The following is a 24,026-nucleotide window of genomic DNA, read 5'->3' as shown; positions in this document are numbered from 1 at the left end:
TTATGACAAGAGAAGAAAAATCACAAGTAATACAAGATTTAACTGCCCAGTTAGCTGAAACATCTAACATTTATTTAGCCGATATTTCTGGATTAAATGCAGAAGACACAAGCAAACTTAGAAGAGCTTGCTTTAAGGCTAATATCAAGTTGATGGTAGTTAAAAATACTCTATTAGGGAAGGCTATGTCTTCATCTGATAAAGAATTTGGAGAGTTGGCAGATACATTAAAAGGAAACACTTCTATAATGTTATCTGAAACTGGAAACGGTCCAGCCAAAGTAATCAAGGACTTTAGAAAGAAAAATGAAAAGCCTGTATTGAAAGGAGCTTACGTAGAAGAAGCAATTTACGTAGGAGACGAGTATTTAGAGACCCTATCTAATATCAAATCTAAAGAAGAAGTTATTGGCGACATTATTGGATTATTACAGTCACCAGCTAAAAACGTTGTTTCTGCACTTAAATCAGGTGGAAGCAAACTTTCTGGAATTTTGAAAACACTTTCAGAAAAAGAATAAGTAACACACTAATTAATTATAAATAACAAAATTTTTAAAAACGATAGAAATGGCAGATTTAAAAGAATTCGCAGAACAATTGGTTAATCTTACAGTAAAAGAAGTAAATGAATTAGCTGATATTTTAAAAGATGAATATGGAATTGAGCCTGCTGCTGCAGCTGTAGCTGTTGCTGGTGGTGGTGCTGGTGGTGATGATGCCGCTGAAGAGCAAACTGAATTTGACGTAATCTTGAAAGCACCAGGTGGTTCTAAATTAGCAGTTGTTAAATTGGTAAAAGAACTTACAGGTCTTGGATTGAAAGACGCTAAAGGTTTAGTAGATGGTGCACCTGCTCCAGTAAAAGAAGGTGTAACTAAAGACGAAGCAGAGTCACTTAAAGCACAATTAGAAGAAGCAGGAGCTGAAGTTGAGCTTAAGTAAGCTCTTCAATAGACAATTATTAAGGTTTAGGCCCTCAGAATATGCTTCTGGAGGTCTAGACCATTTTGCGTATTTATACGCCACAATGTTTTTGAACATTATTATTTTAGTTAATTTTGTAGTATAGAGCTGTTTAGCTCGATTAATGCATTAAATTCTTCCTTAGATGTTAGCAACGCAAAACGAACGCATTAGCTTTTCAACAGTTACCAACAAGCCAGATTATCCAGATTTCTTGGATATACAGGTCAAATCCTTTAAAGATTTTTTCCAGCTTGAAACTAAAACTGACGAAAGAGCTAACGAAGGTTTATATAAAACCTTCAAAGAAAATTTCCCCATTACTGATACAAGAAATCAATTTGTATTAGAATTTATAGACTACTTTGTTGACCCTCCAAGATATTCTATTCAAGAATGTATTGAGCGCGGTTTAACATACAGCGTGCCTTTGAAAGCTCGCTTAAAATTATATTGTACCGACCCAGAACACGAAGATTTTGAAACCATTGTTCAGGATGTGTATTTAGGAACGATTCCTTATATGACACCAAGTGGAACTTTTGTAATCAATGGTGCTGAACGTGTTGTTGTTTCTCAACTTCACCGTTCGCCAGGTGTGTTTTTTGGTCAATCTTTTCATGCTAACGGAACTAAATTGTACTCGGCTAGAGTAATTCCATTTAAAGGTTCTTGGATTGAATTTGCAACGGATATCAACAGCGTTATGTACGCGTATATCGATAGAAAGAAAAAGCTTCCAGTTACAACTTTGTTCAGAGCAATAGGTTTTGAACGCGATAAAGATATCTTAGAAATATTTGATCTTGCTGAAGAAGTAAAAGTTTCTAAAGCTGGTTTAAAACGGGTGTTGGGTAGAAAATTAGCCGCACGTGTATTAAACACTTGGTATGAAGATTTCGTTGATGAAGATACAGGTGAAGTAGTTTCAATTGAGCGTAATGAAATTGTTTTAGACAGAGATACTGAACTTGAAAAAGATCATATCGAAGAAATCATTGAGACAGGTTCTAAAACCATTTTACTTCACAAAGAAGAAAACTTAACTGGAGATTACGCTATTATTTATAATACACTTCAGAAAGATCCTACCAATTCTGAAAAAGAAGCAGTAGAACATATATACAGACAATTACGTAACGCTGAACCGCCAGATGAAGAAACAGCACGTGGTATTATTGAAAAATTATTTTTCAGTGACCAACGTTACAATTTAGGTGAAGTAGGTCGTTACCGAATGAATAAAAAGTTAGGACTGGATATCGATATGGATAAGAAAGTCTTAACCAAAGTAGATATCATCACCATTATCAAGTATTTAATTGAATTGGTGAACTCGAAAGCAGAAGTAGATGATATCGATCACTTATCAAACAGACGTGTAAGAACAGTTGGTGAACAACTTTCTCAGCAATTTGGTGTTGGTTTGTCACGTATGGCAAGAACCATTCGTGAACGTATGAATGTACGTGATAATGAAGTGTTTACGCCAATCGATTTGATCAATGCGAAAACACTTTCATCGGTAATCAACTCCTTTTTCGGAACCAACCAGCTTTCACAATTCATGGATCAAACCAATCCAATTGCAGAATTAACCAACAAACGTAGGTTATCGGCATTAGGACCAGGTGGTTTATCAAGAGAACGTGCAGGATTCGAAGTACGTGATGTGCATTACACACACTACGGAAGATTATGTCCGATTGAAACTCCTGAAGGACCAAACATTGGTTTGATTTCTTCTATGTCTGTTTATGGAAAAGTGAACAGCATGGGATTCATCGAGACTCCTTACAGAAAAGTTGAAAACGGTAAAATCAATTTACAAGAAGAACCAATTTATCTTTCCGCTGAAGAAGAAGAAGGTAAATTAATTGCACAAGCAAATATTGATATTGCTGAAGACGGAACTATTCAAGCTGAACGTGTAATTGCCCGAATGGAAGGCGATTTCCCTGTAGTAGATCCAAAGGAAGTGAATTACATTGATGTAGCTCCTAACCAAATCTCCTCTATCTCTGCATCTTTAATTCCGTTCTTAGAACATGATGATGCAAACCGTGCTTTGATGGGATCGAACATGATGCGTCAAGCTGTTCCATTATTGCGAGTTGATTCTCCAATTGTAGGTACTGGTCTAGAGCGAAGAGTGGCAAAAGATTCACGTGTTTTAATTAATGCTGAAGGTGCTGGTGTTGTAGAATATGTAGATGCCGATAAAATTGTAATCAAATACGACCGTACAGAAGAACAACGTATGGTGAGTTTTGAATCGGATTCAAAAACATACGAACTGATTAAATTCAGAAAAACTAACCAAGGAACTTCAATTAATTTGAAGCCAATTGTAAATGTTGGTGATCGTGTTCAAGAAGGCCAAGTGCTTTGTCAAGGTTATGCAACCGAAGCAGGCGAACTTGCCTTAGGTAGAAACATGAAAGTAGCTTTCATGCCTTGGAAAGGATACAATTTTGAGGATGCAATTGTATTGTCTGAAAGAGTAGTAAGAGATGACATGTTGACTTCTATTCACATTGATGAATATTCTTTAGAAGTGCGTGACACTAAATTAGGAAACGAAGAGTTAACAGCTGATATTCCAAACGTTTCAGAAGAAGCTACCAAAGATTTAGATGAAAACGGAATGATTAGAATTGGTGCCGAGATTAAACCTGGCGATATTCTAATTGGAAAAATTACTCCTAAAGGTGAAAGTGATCCAACTCCAGAAGAAAAATTATTACGTGCCATCTTTGGTGACAAAGCAGGTGATGTAAAAGATGCTTCTTTAAAAGCTTCACCTTCATTGAATGGGGTTGTAATTAATAAAAAGTTATTTTCTAGAGCGGTAAAAGATAAAAGAGCTCGTGCAAAAGACAAGCAAGAAATCGATCGCTTAGAAAGCAAATATGCTGTTAAATATGAAGATTTACGTGGTCAACTTATCGAAAAGTTATTCGCCTTAGTAAATGGTAAAACGGCACAGGGTGTATTGAATGATTTAGGAGAAGAAGTACTTCCTAAAGGCAAAAAGTATACCTTGAAAATGTTGAACTCTGTTGATGATTTTTCACATTTAACCCAAGGTACTTGGACAACAGACGACGATTTGAATGGCTTGGTTACAGATTTGTTACACAACTATAAAATTAAATTGAATGACCTTCAAGGGAATTTAAGACGTGAGAAATTCACGATTAGTGTTGGAGATGAATTGCCATCAGGTATTTTGAAACTAGCTAAAATCTACGTTGCTAAAAAACGTAAATTGAAAGTTGGTGATAAAATGGCTGGACGTCACGGTAACAAAGGTATTGTGGCTAAGATTGTTCGTCAAGAAGATATGCCATTCCTTGAAGATGGAACTCCAGTAGATATTGTATTGAATCCACTTGGTGTACCATCGCGTATGAACATTGGTCAGATATATGAAACTGTTCTTGGTTGGGCAGGTCAAAAATTAGGTCGCAAGTTCGCAACTCCAATTTTTGATGGTGCAACCATAGATCAAATTAATGCATTAACAGATGAAGCTGGCGTTCCAAGATACGGTCACACGTACTTGTACGACGGTGGAACTGGAGAGCGTTTTGATCAACCTGCAACGGTAGGTGTAATTTACATGTTGAAATTAGGACACATGATTGAAGATAAAATGCACGCGCGTTCCATTGGTCCTTACTCATTAATTACACAACAACCATTAGGTGGTAAAGCACAATTTGGTGGTCAGCGTTTTGGAGAGATGGAAGTTTGGGCATTGGAAGCTTATGGTGCATCTAGTACACTTCGTGAGATTTTAACAGTAAAATCAGATGATGTAATAGGTAGAGCAAAAACTTACGAAGCAATTGTTAAAGGTGAACCTATGCCAGAACCTGGTATACCTGAATCTTTTAACGTATTGATGCACGAATTGAAAGGTCTTGGACTAGACATAAAATTAGAAGAGTAAAGTGAAGCCGCAATTTCGGTTGCGGCATTACTTCTTAGATTACAAAATTTAGATTAATTCTTTAGCAAAACTTGTATGATGACAAGAAATAATGAAAAGGATACCCAAAAGAGATTTAATAAAATTTCTATAGGTTTAGCTTCACCAGAGCAAATTCTAAGTGAATCTCGTGGAGAAGTCTTAAAACCTGAAACCATTAACTACAGAACGCATAAACCTGAACGTGATGGTTTGTTTTGTGAGCGTATTTTTGGTCCAGTAAAAGACTACGAATGTGCATGTGGTAAATATAAAAGAATTCGCTACAAAGGTATTGTTTGTGACCGTTGTGGTGTAGAAGTTACAGAGAAAAAAGTACGTAGAGAGCGTGTAGGGCATATTAGTTTAGTAGTTCCTGTTGCGCACATTTGGTATTTCCGTTCTTTGCCTAACAAACTTGGGTACTTACTTGGTATTCCTTCTAAGAAATTAGACATGATTATCTACTACGAAAGATATGTAGTAATCCAACCAGGTGATGCCAAAAATGAAGAAGGAGAACCATTGCAAAAAATGGATTTCTTAACTGAAGAAGAATACTTAAATATCTTAGATAGTCTTCCACAAGAAAACCAATATTTAGACGATGATGATCCAAACAAATTCATCGCTAAAATGGGAGCGGAATGCCTTATTGAAATATTGAAACGTCTTGATTTAGACGAACTTTCTTACGATTTAAGACACAAAGCAAACAACGAAACTTCTAAGCAACGTAAAACGGAAGCTTTAAAACGCTTACAAGTTGTAGAAGCCTTGCGTGATTCAAAAAACAATCGGGAAAATAATCCTGAATGGATGATCATGAAGGTAGTTCCTGTTATCCCACCAGAATTAAGACCTCTAGTGCCACTTGATGGAGGTAGATTTGCTACTTCAGATTTAAATGACTTATATAGAAGAGTTATTATCCGTAACAATCGTTTAAAGCGATTGATGGAAATCAAAGCTCCAGAAGTAATTCTACGTAATGAAAAACGTATGCTTCAAGAGTCGGTAGATTCATTATTCGATAATACCCGAAAATCTTCTGCAGTAAAAACAGATTCCAATCGTCCTTTAAAATCCCTTTCAGATTCTTTGAAAGGAAAACAAGGTAGATTCAGACAAAACTTACTAGGTAAGCGTGTAGATTATTCTGCTCGTTCGGTAATTGTGGTAGGACCAGAGCTTAAAATGTTCGAATGTGGTTTACCAAAAGATATGGCAGCTGAATTATACAAACCGTTTATCGTTCGTAAATTAATTGAACGTGGCATTGTAAAAACAGTAAAATCGGCCAAGAAAATAATTGACAAAAAAGAGCCGGTAGTTTGGGATATTTTAGAAAACGTTTTAAAAGGACATCCCGTTCTTTTAAACCGTGCTCCAACGCTTCACCGTTTAGGAATCCAAGCATTCCAGCCTAAATTAATCGAAGGAAAAGCAATTCAGTTGCATCCTTTGGTTTGTACGGCTTTTAATGCGGATTTTGATGGTGACCAAATGGCAGTTCATTTACCATTAGGGCCAGAAGCTATTTTAGAAGCTCAACTTTTAATGTTGGCTTCGCACAATATTTTGAATCCAGCAAACGGTTCACCGATTACCGTTCCTTCTCAGGATATGGTTCTTGGGTTGTATTACATGACCAAAAAATTAAAAACTACAGCAGAACACAAAGTAAAAGGAGAAGGCTTGACTTTCTATTCTGCTGAAGAAGTAGAAATTGCTTACAACGAAAGAAGATTAGAATTAAACGCAGCTATTAAAGTAAGAACAAAAGACTTTAATGAAGATGGTGAATTGGTAAATCAAATTATCAATACAACTTGTGGTCGTGTTTTATTCAATAAATATGTTCCAGAGCAAGTGGGTTACATCAACCAAGTTTTGAACAAAAAAGCTTTACGTGATGTAATTGCTAATGTTTTAAAAGCGACTAGTGTTCCTGAAACCAGTGAATTCTTAGATAGCATTAAATCCTTAGGATACGAGTTTGCATTCAAAGGTGGTTTATCTTTCTCTTTAGGTGATATTATTATTCCAGAAGAAAAGCAAAGCTTAATTGATGATGCTAACGAACAAGTTTCTGGTGTTGTTGCTAACTATAATATGGGATTAATTACCAATAACGAACGTTATAATCAGGTAATTGATATCTGGACTGCAACCAATGCAAATCTTACGGAATTGGCTATGAAGCGAATTACAGAAGACAAACAAGGATTTAACTCTGTATTTATGATGTTGGATTCGGGTGCGCGTGGTTCGAAAGAGCAAATTCGTCAGTTAACTGGTATGCGTGGATTGATGGCCAAGCCTAAAAAATCTACTTCCGCAGGTGGTGAAATTATTGAAAACCCAATTCTTTCTAACTTTAAAGAAGGTTTATCAATTCTTGAATACTTTATTTCTACTCATGGTGCGCGTAAAGGTCTTGCCGATACCGCATTAAAAACAGCAGATGCAGGTTACTTAACTAGACGTTTAGTAGATGTTTCTCAAGATGTAATTGTTCGTGAAGAAGATTGTGGAACTTTACGTGGAATTGAAGTTTCTGCCCTCAAGAAAAACGAAGAAGTTGTTGAAACTTTAGGGGAAAGAATTGTAGGTAGAACTTCTTTAAATGATATTGTAGACCCAATTTCGCAAGAATTGATTGTTGCAGAAGGACAAGAAATATCTGAAGCTGCAGCTGAAAAAATTGAAAAATCAGTATTAAATTCTGCTGAAGTACGTTCACCATTAACTTGTGAATCTAAAAAAGGAATTTGTGTAAAATGTTATGGTAGAAACTTAGCTACTGGTAAAACAGTTCAGCGAGGTGAAGCCGTTGGCGTTGTTGCAGCTCAATCTATTGGAGAGCCAGGAACACAGCTTACACTTAGAACTTTCCACGTAGGTGGTATTGCAGGAAACATTTCAGAAGAAAACAAGTTAGAAGCTAAATTTGAAGGTGTAGCCGAAGTAGAAGACTTGAAAACAGTGAAAGGAAAAGACAATGATGGCAAAGATGCTGACATTGTAATTTCTAGAACTTCAGAAATTAAAATCATTGATAAAAAATCTGGAATTGTACTCAGTACAAATGTAATCCCTTACGGTTCCCAGTGCTTCGTTAAAAATGGAGACAAAATTAAACCAGGCGATGTAATTTGTAAGTGGGATCCATATAACGGTGTAATTATTTCTGAATTTGCTGGTCAAATTGAATTTGAAAACATTATTCAAGGTCAAACCTACACAGTAGAAAGTGACGAGCAAACAGGATTTGAAGAAAAAGTAATTATAGAATCTAAGAACAAACGTAAGATTCCAACATTACACATTCTAGATAAAAAAGGAGAAAAACAACGTTCATACAACTTACCAGTTGGAGCTCACTTAATGGTGAATGATGACGAGAAAATTGGCGTAGGTAAAGTCTTAGTAAAAATACCACGTAAATCTTCTAAAGCTGGTGATATTACTGGTGGTCTTCCTAGACTTACTGAGTTATTTGAAGCTAGAAATCCATCTAACCCTGCTGTAGTAAGTGAAATTGACGGTGTTGTTTCTTTTGGTAAAATTAAGCGTGGTAACCGCGAGATTATTGTAGAGTCTAAACTTGGTGAAATTAAAAAATACCTCGTAAAATTATCTAATCAGATTCTTGTACAAGAAAATGACTATGTAAGAGCAGGTATGCCACTTTCTGACGGTTCAGTAACTCCAGAAGATATTTTAAATATCAAAGGTCCAAGCGCTGTACAACAATACTTAGTGAATGAAGTTCAGGAAGTATATCGTTTACAAGGTGTACAGATTAACGACAAGCACTTTGAAGTTGTGGTTAGACAGATGATGCGTAAAGTAAAAATAAACGATCCAGGTGATACTATTTTCCTAGAAAATCAATTGATCCATAAAGGTGACTTTATTGAAGAAAACGACAACATCTATGGTAAAAAAGTGGTTGAAGATGCAGGAGATAGTTTAAATCTAAAAGCAGGACAAATTGTAACACTTCGAGAATTAAGAGATGAAAATTCATCACTAAAACGCGAAGACAAACAATTGGTTCAAGCTAGAGATGCAGAATCCGCAACAGCAACACCAATTTTACAAGGAATTACTAGAGCTTCATTACAAACTAAATCCTTTATTTCTGCAGCTTCCTTCCAGGAAACTACTAAAGTATTAAACGAAGCAGCTGTAAGTGGTAAAGTTGATAATTTAGAAGGCTTGAAAGAAAATGTAATCGTAGGACATAAAATTCCAGCGGGTACAGGATTGAGAGAGTTTGATAATATTATTGTTGGTTCAAAAGAAGAGATGGATAATATGCTTTCGAGTACAGAAGAAACCAAAGTAAATTTTAATTAAATTGTTTATGAGCGACCAAAAAGATAATAAGCAGAAAAAAATAAATATTCAGCTAGACGAAGACACAGCTCAAGGGAAATATAGTAATCTTGCTATTATAAATCATTCAGCTACAGAGTTCGTAGTAGACTTTGTAAATGTAATGCCAGGTTCTCCTAAAAGCAAAGTTCAATCTAGGATTATTCTTACGCCTCATCATGCTAAACGCTTGCTGAAAGCACTCAACGATAACATTCATCGGTTTGAAAACGCCAATGGAAAAATTGAAGAGAAAGAAAAGCAAAACATTCCGCTTAACTTTGGTCCCACAGGACAAGCTTAATAAAAAAAACTCGGTGAAAGCCGAGTTTTTTTATGCTGTCAATTTCATAGTATAAATTTGATAAAATGACATATTGGCATTTTTTGTCAAGTGGCAATGCTTTTGTAATATATTGTAAAAATTAGAGATATGTCTGAAGAAAATACAACTATACCCAATAAAGAAGAACAAGAAGAGCAATTAAAGAAAGAAGAACAAAATAGTTCTGCTCACAAAAATCAATCTTCTAATACTGAAGATGCTGAAACTGAAAATATTCAGCGTGAAGAAGAAGCTTCAACTGAAGAAAATGAACTTTCTGAAGAAGAAAAATTGAAATTAGAATTAGATTTACAAAAAGACAAGTACCTCAGGTTGTTTGCTGAATTTGAAAACTATAAACGCCGAACTAGCAAAGAAAGAGTAGAGTTATTTAAAACTGCGGGACAAGAAGTCATGCAGTCTATGCTTCCTGTTTTAGATGATTTTGACCGTGCGCTTAAAGAAGTTTCAAAATCAAAAGAAAAAGAAGTGGTTCAAGGAATTGAATTAATTCATAATAAACTAAGAGATACTTTGAAGGCAAAAGGCCTTGAAGAATTTCACGTTAAAGAAGGAGATACTTTTGATGGAGACTTACATGAAGCTATAACACAGATTCCTGCACCTTCTGAAGATTTAAAAGGAAAAATTATAGATGTAGTTGAAAAAGGCTACACACTAGGAGAAAAAATAATTAGATACCCTAAAGTTGTTACGGGGAAGTAATATTATAGATTGATCAATATGAGTTCTAAACAAGATTATTACGAAATACTTGGAATTAGTAAAAATGCAACGGCTGCTGAAATTAAAAAAGCATACCGAAAGCTTGCTATTAAGTATCACCCCGATAAAAACCCTGATAATGCAGAAGCTGAAGCTAAGTTTAAGCAAGCGGCAGAAGCTTACGAAATTTTAAGTAACCCAGAAAAAAAGGCAAAATACGATCAGTTTGGTCATGCTGCTTTCGATGGCTCTGGTGGCTTTGGTGGTAGCGGAATGGATATGGACGACATCTTTAGCCAATTTGGAGACATCTTTGGAAGTGCATTTGGTGGTGGCGGAGGCTTTGGCGGCTTTGGCGGCGGACAACAAAGGCGAAGAGCAAAAGGCGGTAACTTACGTATCCGCGTAAAACTTAACTTAAAAGACGTTGCAAAAGGAGTAGAGAAAAAAGTTAAAGTGTCTAGAAAAAAGCAGGCTAGCGATACCACTTATACTACCTGTACTAATTGTAATGGTACTGGTCAAGTAACCAAAATTACAAATACTATTCTAGGCAGAATGCAAACAGCAACTGCTTGTGGTGTTTGTGGTGGCAGCGGTCAACAAATAGAGAATCGTGGTAAAGGCACAGATGCACACGGTTTAAAAATGGAAGAAGAAACAGTTAGCATTAAAATTCCTGCTGGAGTTGAAGATGGCATGCAAATGAAAGTTCCAGGAAAAGGAAATGAAGCACCTGCTGGTGTAGCTGGAGATTTAATTGTTTTGATAGAAGTAGAAGAAAATCCAAACCTACAACGGGACGGTGAAAATCTGCATTATGATTTATACATCAGTTTTGCTGACGCTGCTTTGGGCGGTAGTAAAGAAATTGAAACCGTTGAAGGAAAAGTTAGAATTAAAATTGAACCGGGCGTACAAAGTGGAAAAATATTACGCTTACGCGGAAAAGGACTTCCTAAGTTAAACGGGTATAATTCTGGAGATTTGTTAGTTCATATTAATGTATGGACTCCAAAAACGCTTTCTAAAGAGCAAAAGAATTTTTTCGAAAAAATGAAAGACGATGCTAATTTTATTCCAGACCCGCAAAAATCTGATAAGTCATTTTTCGAAAAAGTAAAAGATATGTTTTCTTAATTTCGTACTTAACATTAAATTATATATATTTGAACATCGCTATTTATAGCGATGTTTTTCTTTTTCATAGCAATTTTTTTCCCATCCTCGGCTTGCCAAGGGTGGGTTTTGTTTTTAACCTTAACCTTACCTTAATCTATACTAATTCTGTTGCAAATCTTTCAATTTTACATCCTACTTCAGTATTTTGCATAAAAATTGAATATGTCTAAAATTCTAATAGCAGAAGACGAACCTTCTATTCGCAGAGTCTTGGTGAAAATTTTATCAGAAGAAAATGATACTTACTCCATAGAAGAAGCAGAAGATGGAGCAGTCGCTATTCAATTGATAAAGTCAATTGAGTTTGATCTAGTGCTTTGCGATATCAAAATGCCTAAACATGATGGATTAGAAGTACTTGAAAAAATAAAAGAGCTTCAACCAGAAGTTCCTGTGGTTATGATTTCTGGACATGGCGACCTAGATACGGCTGTAGAAACAATGCGTAAAGGTGCCTTCGATTACATTTCGAAACCACCTGACTTAAATCGCTTATTAACTTCAGTTAGAATTGCATTGGATAACAATCAATTGAAAGTAGAAAATAAGAAGTTAAAAAGAAAAGTTTCAAAGAAATACGAAATGATAGGCCAATCTGAGCCCATTCAGGAAATTAAGCAAATGATAGATAAGGTTGCTCCAACCGATGCACGTGTATTGATTACGGGTGGGAATGGCACAGGCAAAGAGTTAGTAGCGCATTGGCTACATGAAAAAAGTGAACGTGTCAAAAAACCTTTTATTGAAGTAAATTGTGCAGCTATTCCATCAGAGCTTATTGAAAGTGAATTATTTGGTCATGTAAAAGGAGCATTTACATCTGCCAATAAAGATCGAGCTGGAAAATTTGAAGCGGCCAACGGCGGAACCATTTTTTTAGATGAAATAGGAGATATGAGTCTTTCTGCTCAGGCTAAGGTATTAAGAGCTTTACAAGAAAATAAAATACAACGTGTTGGAAGTGATAAAGACATTAAAGTAGATGTTCGTGTAATTGCAGCCACCAACAAAGATTTGAAACAAGAAATTGAAGATAAAAAATTTCGAGAAGATTTATATCACCGCTTAGCAGTGATTTTAATTCATGTCCCAGGTTTAAACCAAAGAAGAAAAGACATTCCCTTATTAATTGAACATTTTGCAAAAGCAGTGGCTAGTGAAAATGGAAATGCGGTAAAAGAATTTAAACCTGATGCTATAGAAGTATTAAAGTCTTATGATTGGACGGGCAACGTTAGAGAATTAAGAAACGTAATAGAACGTCTTCATATTTTAGGAGGGGAAACAATATCAAAAGATGATGTTGAACTTTTTGCTGCGAAATAAAAAGAAATAGTAAACTAAATAAAAAAGCCGTTTCATAATTGAAACGGCTTTTTTGTACTTTTTAAATTTGAAAATTACTTAGTAAATTTAAATGTATGAACTCCATTTTCACTAGCTAACTTCGCGATATAAATTCCTGTATTTAAAGAAGAAATATCAACTTGCACATCATTTTGAGCATTCAAATTGTTTTGAATAACACGCTTTCCTGCAAGGTTAAAAATTTCTACATTGTTAAGTAAAGTAGATGCTTGTAAGTTTAAAGTGTTGTCTTTTACAAATTGTACAAAATTGTTTTCTGCTACAAATTGGTTGTTAGATAAAGTCTCTGAAAGCACTTCTACTTCATGAATAGCAATAAAATCCATATCAGTAGTGTTATAGTGTCTAAAAGCTATATAAACTTCATCTTCTCCAGCAAATCCTGAAATATCGTGACTATGTGTTTCTTCAGGGTTTGTTCCTGCTCCATCACCAAGCGTAGTTGAGAAAACTGGAGTTTCGTTTTGTAAAACAGCAAGATCTGAAGAAGTTGAAACATAAACACTATAAGTTTCTTCATCCCAAGTTTGAGCAGCGACTTGTGTAATATAATCAACTGTTATCGTACCAGAAGCGGTTGACAAATCTATGGCTGGACTTACCGCCCAATTATCAGGTGTCAAAGGAGAACCTTGCCAAGATCTTGAAATTAAAGAAGGAGGTGTCGTAGCATTACCATCACCATCTTCAATTTGATTTAAATCGCCCCAATTGTTGCCATCTCCATCAACATCATAAAATACCCATCCTGGATAAGTATCATCTGTAAAATCATCGAAATAAACGCTTTCCTGTGCATAACTAAAAGTAAATGCAAAAATCATCAGTAATAAAGTAATTTTTTTCATATCTATAAATTTTTAAGTTTAGACAATTATAGTAATTCTCTTTAAACTACCAACTACGATCAACTGTTTTAACTTAATTATAATTCTGTTAACAATAATTTAGTAAACCAACTAAGTTAAGTTTTCATTTTATTAAAAGCCAATTCTGCCAATTGCCTATCTTTGTAAACCTTTGAAAACTGTAGCCAAAATAAAAGCTCCTATAGAGCACGAAATGGAGATTTTTGAAAAAAAATTCTCCTTATTTATGTCGTCCCGTGTTGCCTTGCTCAATAAAATTACACATTTTATTGTAAATAGAAAAGGTAAGCAAATGCGACCGATGTTTGTTTTTTTAGTTGCTAAAATGTTAACTAAAGGTGAAGTAAACGATAGAACCTACAGAGGCGCAGCCGTAATTGAACTGATTCACACCGCAACTTTAGTTCATGATGATGTGGTTGATGATAGCAATAGAAGACGCGGTTTCTTTTCAATAAATGCCTTATGGAAAAATAAAATTGCTGTTTTAGTTGGTGATTTTTTACTTTCAAAAGGACTTTTGCTTTCTATTGATAACAACGATTTTGATCTATTGAAAATTATTTCTGTAGCCGTTCGGGAAATGAGTGAAGGCGAATTGCTTCAGATTGAAAAATCTAGAAAACTTGATATTACCGAAGATGTGTACTACGAAATTATTCGTCAGAAAACAGCTACCTTAATCGCTGCCTGTTGTAGTTTAGGAGCAGCGGCGGTACAACCTGAATCTGAACACGTAGAAAGCATGCGGAAATTTGGTGAACTCATAGGCATGGCTTTTCAAATCAAAGATGATTTGTTTGACTATGGCGAAGATAAAATAGGGAAGCCTATTGGTATTGACATTAAAGAACAAAAAATGACTTTGCCTTTGATTTATGTGTTGAATAATGCTAGCCAAAAAGATAAAAAATGGTTGATTAATTCAGTTAAAAACCACAATAAAGATAAACAACGTGTGCAAGAAGTAATTTCTTTTGTGAAAGCTTCTGGAGGTTTAGATTATGCTATACTGCAAATGAAAAAATACCAAGCTGAGGCTTCTTCTATTTTAGATACTTATCCAGAATCTGAATACAAACTTTCCTTACAAACACTAATTGATTATGTTATTGAACGTGAAAAATAATTTCGCTTCGTAAACAGCATTCTTAATTAAGGTTTAAATCTTCCAATTCAATTGGAAGAAATCTTATAAATAATAAGGTTTAAAGGTTTTTGTGTTACAAGCCTGCTAAATAGAAAATTGGATTTACAACAAGTCTAAGCTAATTCATCAACTAGTTAGAAAAAATTCTTCATATTGGTTACTAACAGTAAAGCCGTCTTTTAACTTTTATCGGACAATAGTGAATTAGCATTACAATTCAATGATGGCTCCCTTGCTTGCTTTTGCTCTATCCATATAAAAATCGATTCTTCCCATATTTATTCCAGCCCAACCAACTTGATTGACTAAAACTTTTTTGAAATCTAGGTTTTCAACTTCAGTGGGTTTGTCTAAAAAAGTATGTGTATGTCCTCCAATAATCAAATCGATATTTCGGGTTTGTTGAGCTAATTTAATGTCGCAGATTTTACTTCCGCTATAGTTATAGCCTAAATGCGATAAGCAAATCACTAAATCGCAATTTTCTTCTGTTTTTAATTTTTTCACAATGTCTTTGGCTACATCAACTGGATTATTGTATGCTGTTTCCTTGAATAATTTTTTAGAAACCAAACCTTCTAATTCGATACCAAGACCAAAAACACCAATTTTAACTCCGTCCATTTCATAGGTTTCATAAGGTTTAATCATTCCATCTAAAATGGTGTTTTTAAAATCATAATTGGCATTAAGCATGCTAAATTTAGCATGTTCTAATTGGGCAGCAATATTTTCTATACCATTGTCAAATTCGTGATTACCAATTGTAGAAGCGTGATAACCCATTTTACTCATTAATTTGAATTCCAATTCTCCACCATAGAAATTAAAAAACGGAGTTCCTTGAAAAGAATCTCCTGCGTCCAAAACCAAAGTGTTCGGATTTTGTTTTTTCACCATATTAATATATGCATATCGTCTAGCTGCACCACCACGATTAGGGTATTTTGAATGAGTACTTTCAAAAGGATCGATGTGGCTGTGTACATCGTTGGTGTGTAAAATGGTAATTTTTTTTGAATTATTTGTAGAATCGTTCAAGGCGGTATTCAAAATGGCAGTGCTTCCAAGACCTAAAACACTTGAAGCTACTCCCGTTTTTACTATAAAATCTCTTCTTTTCATTTTTCTTAGCTACTTTTCAAATTAATTACCTACTGTAAATCGGTTATCTTGTGTTGGATTAATTTCATCTTTTTTCTTAAAATAATCGATAAACAAATTCCTGAGTTTATAATCTAAATGAAATACTTCTGTATTGTTGGTGAAAAAATCCATCTCGTCACCACCTTGCAACAAATAATCTGATGTAGCTATGTAAAAGCTTTTATTTTTATTGTCTTCTGGATGTATTGCTTCATTATTTATAAATGCTTCTTTAAAACTATAATTGTGGTTTAATTGTATTTGCATTCCTGAAATTGGATGAGCAGTTCTTTTCTTCATCAAATACTTGATCATTTCTTGAGCTGCTTCATAAGGTAGTTCAACCACAACAACTTTATTTTCAAAAGGCATAATATCATAAGCTGTTCTTACCGTTATTTCTCCTTCACTTATACCTGATCGTATTCCGCCATAGTTTAATAATACAGCATCAATCGCTAAGTTATGTCTTTGCTTAAAAAGCGGATTAGCTTCTTCTAAAACTGCATCTGCCATCATGTTTCCAATAGCTGTATTGTAAGGACTATCTGACTTAAACATGCTTTTAGGCGAGTAACTTAAAACAGTTTTCATTTCTGCATCAATCTTTTCACGGTACGGTTTTATAAACTCTTCCATATCTGTATTCTTCGCTAAAGTTGAATCAATAGCTTGTTGTTGATACGAAATTTTTACCGGTTTTACATATTCTTCTTCACAACTAAATAGTCCTAGAAATAAAACCACAACCAATAAGTTGAAAAATTTATTTTTCATCATGTTAAATTAAGCCTCAAATATAGCAAAGTAAGAGGAGTTGATGTTAGCTTAAAATGAAATTGCCATAAAAATTTAAAAAATAAAAGAATTGTTTAGTTTGGCTTTCTCTTCAAACCGGATCTACTTTATTTATGTATTTTTGAATTTCTAATTTTTTTCAATTTGATCAGTAAATCTACCATAGAAAAAGTTTTTGATATCGCTCGAGTTGAAGAAGTGATAGGCGATTTTGTTCAGTTGAAGAAATCGGGATCTAACTTTAAAGGTTTAAGCCCGTTTACAGAAGAACGGACGCCTAGCTTTATGGTTTCTCCTGTGAAGCAAATTTGGAAAGATTTTTCTAGTGGAAAAGGAGGAAACGTGGTTTCCTTTATCATGGAACACGAACAATTTACGTATCCTGAAGCTATAAAATATTTAGCGAAACGCTACGGAATAGAAATTGAAGAAACCGAACAAACCGACGAAGAAAAGGAAAAAGCTAGCGAGAAAGAAAGCCAGTTTTTAGTATCTGAATTTGCACGCGATTTTTTTGTAGATCAGTTGACAAACACCACTGAAGGAAAAAAAATCGGACTCAGTTATTTTAAAGAACGGGGTTTTACAGATGAAACTATTTCGCTTTTTCAATTGGGCTATTCTCCAGACCAATGGCAAGCTTTTACAGATGAAGCATTAAAAAAAGCTTATCAATTAGAATTTTTAGAAAAAACAGGCTTAACCATTGTTAAAGGCGAAAAGAAATTCGATCGATTTAAAGGTCGTGTCATGTTTCCCATTTTATCCATGTCAGGTCGCGTCTTGGGTTTTGGTGGCCGAATTTTAAAATCCGACCCCAAAGCAGCAAAATATCTCAATTCTCCAGAAAGTGAGATTTACCATAAAAGCAAAGTCTTGTATGGTTTGTTTCATGCTAAAAAATACATTGCCAAAGAAGACAATTGTTATTTGGTGGAAGGTTACACAGATGTGATTCAGTTTTTTCAAACCGGAGTAAAAAACGTAGTTTCTTCATCTGGAACCGCTCTCACGCCTGACCAAATACGCTTGATTAATAGGTTAACCAACAATATTACGGTGTTGTTTGATGGCGATGAAGCTGGACTGCGTGCATCTATTCGAGGGATTGATATGATTTTGGAACAAGGCATGAACGTGAAAGTCTGTACTTTTCCCGAAGGCGAAGATCCAGATAGTTTTGCCAAAGCCAATAACGAAGTTGAATTGAAAGCTTATTTAGATGAAAACGCAACCGATTTCATTCAATTTAAAGCTTCACTTTTAGCGAAATCTGCCAAAAATGATCCGATACGAAAAGCAGAAGTTACTCGCGAAATTGTAAATAGCATTGCTTTAATTCCAAATGAAATTCAGCAAGAAATATACATCAAAGAATGTTCTCGGATAATGGATGTTTCGGAAGAAGTTTTGTTTAGCGCTTTGGCACAAATGCTGGCTAAGAAACAACGCGACGATTCTAGAAAAAAATACCAGCCTGATAAACCAATGGCTTTAGTGAAGCCAGAAGAAGCGCAAATTACCGCCGAAAAAGTTGATCCAAAATACGTTTTAGAACGCAAAATTATTTCACTTTTGCTGAAACATGGGCACGAAAAAAGCATCTTTAATGATGTAGCCATAAACATTGATGAACAAGGCGAAATTATCTATGAAAATGTAGCTATTGAAAGCAGCGTTTACGATAAAATTTACAAAGATTTACAAGACGACGAAACTGAATTTAGCAATCCCGTTTTTAGCCAATTGCATAAAAAAATTGAACTAGAATTGGCCACCAAAGAAAAAATAGAACTCAATGAATTTGTACAAACTTTAAATGAAGAAGAAGCTTCTGAAGTAACCACCATTTTAATGGAAGACGAAAAAGAAAAGCTACACCGCTGGCAAGATGCTAATATATTTGTAACCGATAAATCAGTTTTAGACCCGAAAGAAGTAGTGCAAAGTATTTTAACTTTACGTAGACTACTCATTAAGGAAAAAGTTGCACAATTCGGCGAAAAAATCAAGGCTAATCCAGATGAAGATATCATTAAAATACTTACTGACATTAAAGAATACAAACACTTAGAAGTAGTTATTTCTAAACGGCTAGATCGAGTGCTTTAACTCAAAAGGAATTCAAAACCCTAATTTAAAAATAGCTTTAGTGCACGACAAAAAATTACTATAGCATGTACTATGCTGATTTTTAATCTTATGCGATTTAGACCTCACAGGTCTTTAAGACCTGTGAGGTCTTGCTGATCAAACATTTAGAATTAGATTCGATTATTTTTGTCATGTATGATTAAGAATAGCTTAAAAAAAATCAGATGAAATCAATTTTTAACTTATTTTGTTTAGCCTTATTACTTTTGTTAAATGCAACTACTTATTCGCAAGAAACCAAACGGAATTACGTTGGTGGTTTTGCAGCTTTTGGCTCAGAGATTGAAAAATTTGGATTTGGCGGTTTAGGCGATTTTTACTTTTCTGACGAAGTAAGCTTTTCTCCACAACTTTTATATTATTTTGCAGGAAGCAGTAGTAGTTTTAGTGAAATAAACGCTAATATAAATTACCACTTTAGCAATACTTCTCAAATTGATTTGTACGCTTTTGGAGGATTAAACTTGAGTAATTTTACAGGCACATCAAATCCATTTAAAAGAATTTCTTCAGATGTAGGAATCAATTTAGGTGCAGGTTTACAATTGAATACAGATTATGATTTTATTCCCTTTGCAGAATTGAAATACGTTTTAGCATCTTCAGAGCAAGCCGTTCTCTTTTTAGGTGTAAAATTTTCTATTTAACTGAAGAGCTTAAAACTTTCAATTTACTTACAAAATCCCATAGACAAACGCCAACACTAACCGAGATGTTCAATGAGTGTTTTGTTCCCAATTGAGGTATTTCAATTACGCCATTACAAATATCAACTACTTTTTGTTGCACGCCTTTTACTTCGTTTCCAAAAACAAATGCATATTTTTTGTCTTTTGCTACTTCAAAATTATTTAATTGAATGGCTTTTTCGGCTTGTTCAATAGCAAAGACTTCCACATTGTTTTTTTGAAGCTTTTTCACTAAATCAACTGTGCTTTCGGCATGTTCCCAATTCAGGCTTTCAGTTGCGCCTAAGGCCGTTTTATGTATGTCTTTATGTGGTGGAGTTGCGGTGATGCCGCACAAGTAAATCTTTTCAATTAAAAAAGCATCGGCTGTTCTAAAAACAGAACCAATATTGTTTAAACTTCTAATGTTGTCCAAAATTATAATAAGTGGAGTCTTGCTTGCCGCTTTGTATTCTTCTACACTTTTTCTATCTAATTCTACATTTTTTAGTTTACGCATGGTCTTGTTTTTTAGGTGGGTCATACCGCATAAAAACCATAGTGTCGCCGCTTGGGTGTTGCCAGTCTTTTAGCTTTTTAAATCCGTAACGTTGGTAAGCCAAAGCAACTCTTCTTATTCTTGTTTCAGCATATATAGGAATTTGCAAATGGTAAGCACGTTCGTAAAATTCATCTTTCATTCTAAAAGCGGTCATTTTATCGGTTACGCCACGAGCATCAGCTAAAATTCCCCAAAACCAACAATATAGATATGTGCCTTGATTAGGTCTTTGTTTTCTAACTACATTTTGAGTTTTTAATGCTTTTAGACCTTTCCGAATTCCAGTTACATAAAAAGCGAGCTTTACATCGTCTACAAGTTCTTGCCAAAAATTCTTTTGGCTTCCGTCTATTTTAAAAAGTATAGCAATGCCTTTTAAATCTTCACTAACTATTAGCGCATCTTCTCGAATAGCTTTCTCTACCATGTGTTTGGCTAGGTAATTAAAACGTTGTTCTTTTTTAGCATCGTTTTTTACTACTTCTAAAGAGCTAGGCACTTCTTGGAGCAATTTAGCTACATTTTTAATAATCTGTTTTTTGTCTTTATCCAAAATCTATCTTGTGTTTAGCTTAGTAAAATCTGGCAATTTACGACTTTTTTAAATTTAATTTTTGCAGTTTTTCTGCAAAATTCAATTCTTTAAATGTTGTTGTTTAGCAGCGTAAAACAAACATAATATTAATAATTAAAAACAGAACACCATGAAAAATTTATGTGTAATTGCAGGAATGGTTTTAGCATCATTAAGCATCTCATGCTCATCAGACGAATTATACGATGAAAACGAATTAATTATAGATGAAGTACAATTAAATGATAGTGACATTAGAATTAAAGAACCAAGAAGAGATGATGATTAATTTATGATTTTCGAATAAGTCGTTGTAGCTTTACAATTACTTATGAGATTAAAAAAAATCATTATAGCATTACTCTTACTTGTTAGCAATACTTTACAGAGTCAATCTAATCCGTTAAAGCCTTACGAAGTTTTGTTGGATTCAATTGATAATTTACAAGATGTAAATAAGAAATCAGAATTATTTGTATCCTTATTTACTCAATTAAAAAATGAACCCGATAATGTAAAGAAGTCAAGGCTATTAAGAAAGTTATCAAACCGCTTGTATAACAATGGTTTTTATGAAGAATCTTATAAAGTTTCATTAACTAATTTACAAGTTTCTAAAGAAGCTAAAGACACTCTAATTCTTTCAAAAACTTACAAAGACATTGGAGATTATTATTACAAAAAAAGTGTAAACGATTCATCTTTTTATTACTATCAACAATCGCTAAAGTTTTTAAAACCGGAAAGTGCAAGTTTTGTTCAGGCCTTAATAAGTAAAGCTGAACTTTATAAAAATGAAAGTCATTTTATTGAAGCTGAAAAAGTTTTAGTTGATGCAATACGAATTGCCAAACGAAATAAAAATTATAGGCAGTTATACGATGCATACATTGTACTTGCTATTACCCTAAACTCGTTAAAAGATTATGACGAAGCTATAAAAAACTATGACGAAGCCTTCAATTATCTTGACGAGCTAAAATCTGATGATCAGTATCCGCTCTTGGTGGCACAAACCCTAAATAATAAGGCTAATGTGTATGTTGAACAAGAAAATTATACAGCAGCTATTTCTAACTATCAAATGGCGCTAAGTGATGAAGTTAAAAAGTTTTCTGATGTGTTGTATGCAGCAGTGCTTGATAATTTAGCTTATGCTCAATTTTTAGCAGGTGGCGAAAATCCTGAAGCATTATTCCTGGAAAGTTTAGCAATACGAAATCAGATTAATAATAGACTTGGAGTTGTAGTTTCCAAAAAGCGATTAGGGGAGTTTTATTTGTCAAATAAGGATACTTTAAAATCGGAAACTTTTTTAAATGAAGCATCCGAATTGGCAGAGCAAACCAATTTTATAAGAGAGTTACTCGAAATCCTAGAACTAAAAGCTAAAGCAGAACCGCAAAAGGCTTCTCAATATTTAAATAGGCATATTCAGTTAAAAGATTCGCTTTTGCAAGTGGAAAGGATTACACGCGAAAAATTTGCTAAAATCGAGTTAGATACCGAAGAAGTAATTACAGAGAATGCCCTGCTTAACCGTAGACTTACCATAGTTTACATAAGTGCATTTAGTGCAGCAGGCTTACTTTTTTTACTGTACTTAATATTTAAACAACGTGCCAAAAACAAACTACTACTTTTAGAGCAGGAACAGCAAAAAAGCAATCAAGAAGTTTTTGAACTTTTACTCGAGCAACAGCAAAATGTAGATCAGGCTAGAAGAGCAGAAAAAGACAAGATTGCTAGTGAGCTCCACGATGGAATTGTTTCAGAAATTTTTGGAACTCGATTACATATCATGCATTTTTTCGATTCAATTAAAGATAAAGCTTCAAAAGAAGCAGAGCCTTACATACATAAATTAAGCGATCTAGAAAATAAAATTAGGACTTTAAGTCACGAATTAAAAAGTAAACATCAATTAAACTTAACAGGGTTCGATTCCATTTTAAAAAATTTATTCGAAGAGTTTGAATTCAATACCAGCATAAAAATTCATTTACATGTGGCAGCCGAAATTCATTGGGAAGAAATAGACTACAATATAAAAGTAAATTTGTATCGGATATTTCAAGAATCGCTTACCAATGTTAGAAAATATGCAGAAGCAAGTCAAGTTCAAATTCATATTCAAAAAGTTGCTAATCAAATAGCAATTAATTTTAAGGATGATGGTAAGGGTTTTGATGTTCAGAAAACGAATGACGGCATAGGACTTAAAAACCTAAAAAACAGAATTAGCAATTTAAAAGGCAACGTAGAAATTTCTAGTAATGCTGATGGAACCACACTTTTTATTGAAATACCATTAAGTTAAAAATAAAGCTAATATTGCTGTGCAGAGAGCGATTTCTTATTATTTTCGGACTCATCTAATCAATGAAAATTTCAAAACTAGGGATTAACTTAAGTAGGTAATAATGAACATTTTTATAGTTGAAGATCACAAAATTGTATTAGATGGTTACAAATTAATGTTGAAGTCTATTGAAGATTTTGATGTAAATAAAATAATTGATTTCGATAATATTGAAGCTGCCTGCAATTATTTAAACTCAACTAAAGAAGATGCCATAGACTTAGGTATTTTTGATTATAGCATTCCACCTTCAGAAAAGCATAAAATTAAGAATGGCGTAGACTTGTCTATTTTATTTAAAAAGCATCATCCCAATTCCAGAATAATCATACTAACTTCCCATTCAACTCCACTTTTACTTGCTCAGATTCATAGAAGAGCTAATCCAGATGGCATCTGGTTAAAGGGAGATGTTTCTAGTCGATCTTTCAACGAAAACATTCCTTTAATTCTAAAAGGACAAGAAGTACATAGTATAAATGCACAAAACGCTCTAGAAAAAGTACACTTTTTTAAAAAGCACCTAGACGAAATTGATCATCAAATTTTGTTATTATTAAATCGAGGTGTAAAAACAAAGTACATTCCAGAACATTTAAGTTTAACTATTAGCACAATAGATCACCGGAAGAAAAAAATTAAAGAAGTGTTGGGATTAAAGGCGGCAGACGATAATCAAATTGTGCAGAAAGCCCAAGAAGTGGGACTTTTATAAGTTTTAACATTTCGCAACACTTTAAATTTCAAAACCTTAGGTTTCAAAAATGCATTTTTGCAGAAAATCTGCTTTTTTGCTGGAATTCAATCCGCTAAT

At 34.1% G+C, this 24,026-nt stretch carries 19 protein-coding genes; 14 read left to right on the top strand and 5 right to left on the bottom strand.

The genetic code is table 11. From position 1 onward, the window contains the following. Positions 1–2: 2 nt before the first annotated feature. The 8 genes from rplJ to IEV72_RS07925 all read left to right on the top strand — a co-directional run bounded on the left by rplJ (position 3) and on the right by IEV72_RS07925 (position 12,887). Positions 3–521: a 50S ribosomal protein L10 gene (rplJ, locus tag IEV72_RS07960; RefSeq protein WP_188458567.1), complete on the top strand. Its 519-nt coding sequence runs from the start codon at positions 3–5 to the stop codon at positions 519–521. 49 nt (positions 522–570) lie between these two features. Then, on the top strand, positions 571–945 hold the full coding sequence (gene rplL / locus IEV72_RS07955) for a 50S ribosomal protein L7/L12 (RefSeq protein ID WP_188458566.1): 375 nt from the start codon (positions 571–573) through the stop codon (positions 943–945). Positions 946–1,111: 166 nt separating this feature from the next. Continuing rightward, positions 1,112–4,924 carry a DNA-directed RNA polymerase subunit beta gene (gene rpoB / locus IEV72_RS07950; RefSeq protein WP_188458565.1) on the top strand — a complete coding sequence of 1,271 codons (3,813 nt, stop codon included), beginning with the start codon at positions 1,112–1,114 and terminating at the stop codon, positions 4,922–4,924. A 78-nt stretch (positions 4,925–5,002) separates the two neighbouring features. Continuing rightward, on the top strand, positions 5,003–9,310 hold the full coding sequence (gene rpoC, locus IEV72_RS07945; protein WP_188458564.1) for a DNA-directed RNA polymerase subunit beta': 4,308 nt from the start codon (positions 5,003–5,005) through the stop codon (positions 9,308–9,310). Positions 9,311–9,317: 7 nt separating this feature from the next. After that, positions 9,318–9,632: a DUF3467 domain-containing protein gene (locus IEV72_RS07940; protein WP_188458563.1), complete on the top strand. Its 315-nt coding sequence runs from the start codon at positions 9,318–9,320 to the stop codon at positions 9,630–9,632. Between the two features lie 129 nt (positions 9,633–9,761). Next, a complete protein-coding gene (locus IEV72_RS07935) occupies positions 9,762–10,379 on the top strand; it encodes a nucleotide exchange factor GrpE (RefSeq protein WP_188458562.1) in 618 nt (205 codons plus the stop codon). An 18-nt stretch (positions 10,380–10,397) separates the two neighbouring features. After that, the gene (gene dnaJ / locus IEV72_RS07930; protein ID WP_188458561.1) at positions 10,398–11,519 is read left to right on the top strand and encodes a molecular chaperone DnaJ; all 1,122 of its coding nucleotides are present in this window, start codon (positions 10,398–10,400) and stop codon (positions 11,517–11,519) included. A gap of 204 nt (positions 11,520–11,723) precedes the next feature. Beyond that, the gene (locus tag IEV72_RS07925; protein WP_188458560.1) at positions 11,724–12,887 is read left to right on the top strand and encodes a sigma-54-dependent transcriptional regulator; all 1,164 of its coding nucleotides are present in this window, start codon (positions 11,724–11,726) and stop codon (positions 12,885–12,887) included. A gap of 74 nt (positions 12,888–12,961) precedes the next feature. Here IEV72_RS07925 and IEV72_RS07920 read toward each other — a convergent pair whose 3' ends face one another. After that, positions 12,962–13,777, bottom strand: a complete 816-nt coding sequence (locus IEV72_RS07920) for a T9SS type A sorting domain-containing protein (protein ID WP_188458559.1) — start codon at positions 13,775–13,777, stop codon at positions 12,962–12,964. 172 nt (positions 13,778–13,949) lie between these two features. Here IEV72_RS07920 and IEV72_RS07915 point away from each other — a divergent pair, with 172 nt between their 5' ends. Next, complete coding sequence (locus IEV72_RS07915; RefSeq protein ID WP_188458558.1) at positions 13,950–14,927, top strand: polyprenyl synthetase family protein; 978 nt, start codon at positions 13,950–13,952, stop codon at positions 14,925–14,927. Positions 14,928–15,158: 231 nt separating this feature from the next. Here the strand turns inward: IEV72_RS07915 and IEV72_RS07910 are convergent, their stop codons facing one another. Together IEV72_RS07910 and IEV72_RS07905 are read right to left on the bottom strand one after the other, a co-directional pair. Continuing rightward, on the bottom strand, positions 15,159–16,073 hold the full coding sequence (locus tag IEV72_RS07910; protein WP_188458557.1) for a bifunctional metallophosphatase/5'-nucleotidase: 915 nt from the start codon (positions 16,071–16,073) through the stop codon (positions 15,159–15,161). Between the two features lie 21 nt (positions 16,074–16,094). Further along, positions 16,095–16,871 carry a 5'-nucleotidase C-terminal domain-containing protein gene (locus IEV72_RS07905; protein ID WP_188458556.1) on the bottom strand — a complete coding sequence of 259 codons (777 nt, stop codon included), beginning with the start codon at positions 16,869–16,871 and terminating at the stop codon, positions 16,095–16,097. 165 nt (positions 16,872–17,036) lie between these two features. On the opposite strand from IEV72_RS07905, the gene dnaG reads away from it, so the two are divergent. Together dnaG and IEV72_RS07895 are read left to right on the top strand one after the other, a co-directional pair. Then, complete coding sequence (gene dnaG, locus IEV72_RS07900; RefSeq protein ID WP_188458555.1) at positions 17,037–19,004, top strand: DNA primase; 1,968 nt, start codon at positions 17,037–17,039, stop codon at positions 19,002–19,004. 206 nt (positions 19,005–19,210) lie between these two features. After that, complete coding sequence (locus IEV72_RS07895) at positions 19,211–19,693, top strand: outer membrane beta-barrel protein (protein ID WP_188458554.1); 483 nt, start codon at positions 19,211–19,213, stop codon at positions 19,691–19,693. Here IEV72_RS07895 and IEV72_RS07890 read toward each other — a convergent pair. Then, positions 19,686–20,234, bottom strand: coding sequence for an RNA methyltransferase (locus IEV72_RS07890; RefSeq protein WP_188458553.1), 549 nt, complete (start codon positions 20,232–20,234; stop codon positions 19,686–19,688). The genes IEV72_RS07895 and IEV72_RS07890 overlap by 8 nt on opposite strands. Continuing rightward, positions 20,227–20,829: a hypothetical protein gene (locus IEV72_RS07885; protein ID WP_229731841.1), complete on the bottom strand. Its 603-nt coding sequence runs from the start codon at positions 20,827–20,829 to the stop codon at positions 20,227–20,229. Before IEV72_RS07885 ends, IEV72_RS07890 begins: the two co-directional genes overlap by 8 nt. 151 nt (positions 20,830–20,980) lie before the next feature. On the opposite strand from IEV72_RS07885, the gene IEV72_RS07880 reads away from it, so the two are divergent. The 3 genes from IEV72_RS07880 (at position 20,981) to IEV72_RS07870 (ending at position 23,927) form a co-directional block, all read left to right on the top strand. Beyond that, a complete protein-coding gene (locus IEV72_RS07880) occupies positions 20,981–21,139 on the top strand; it encodes a hypothetical protein (protein ID WP_188458552.1) in 159 nt (52 codons plus the stop codon). Between the two features lie 42 nt (positions 21,140–21,181). Next, a complete protein-coding gene (locus IEV72_RS07875) occupies positions 21,182–23,170 on the top strand; it encodes a tetratricopeptide repeat-containing sensor histidine kinase (RefSeq protein WP_188458551.1) in 1,989 nt (662 codons plus the stop codon). A 103-nt stretch (positions 23,171–23,273) separates the two neighbouring features. After that, complete coding sequence (locus tag IEV72_RS07870; RefSeq protein WP_188458550.1) at positions 23,274–23,927, top strand: response regulator; 654 nt, start codon at positions 23,274–23,276, stop codon at positions 23,925–23,927. Positions 23,928–24,026: the final 99 nt, after the last annotated feature.

The organism is Psychroflexus planctonicus (genome assembly GCF_014640195.1).
In the GTDB taxonomy this organism is placed as follows: Bacteria; Bacteroidota; Bacteroidia; order Flavobacteriales; family Flavobacteriaceae; genus Psychroflexus; species Psychroflexus planctonicus.
This window is presented reverse-complemented; position numbering and strand designations above follow the sequence as displayed.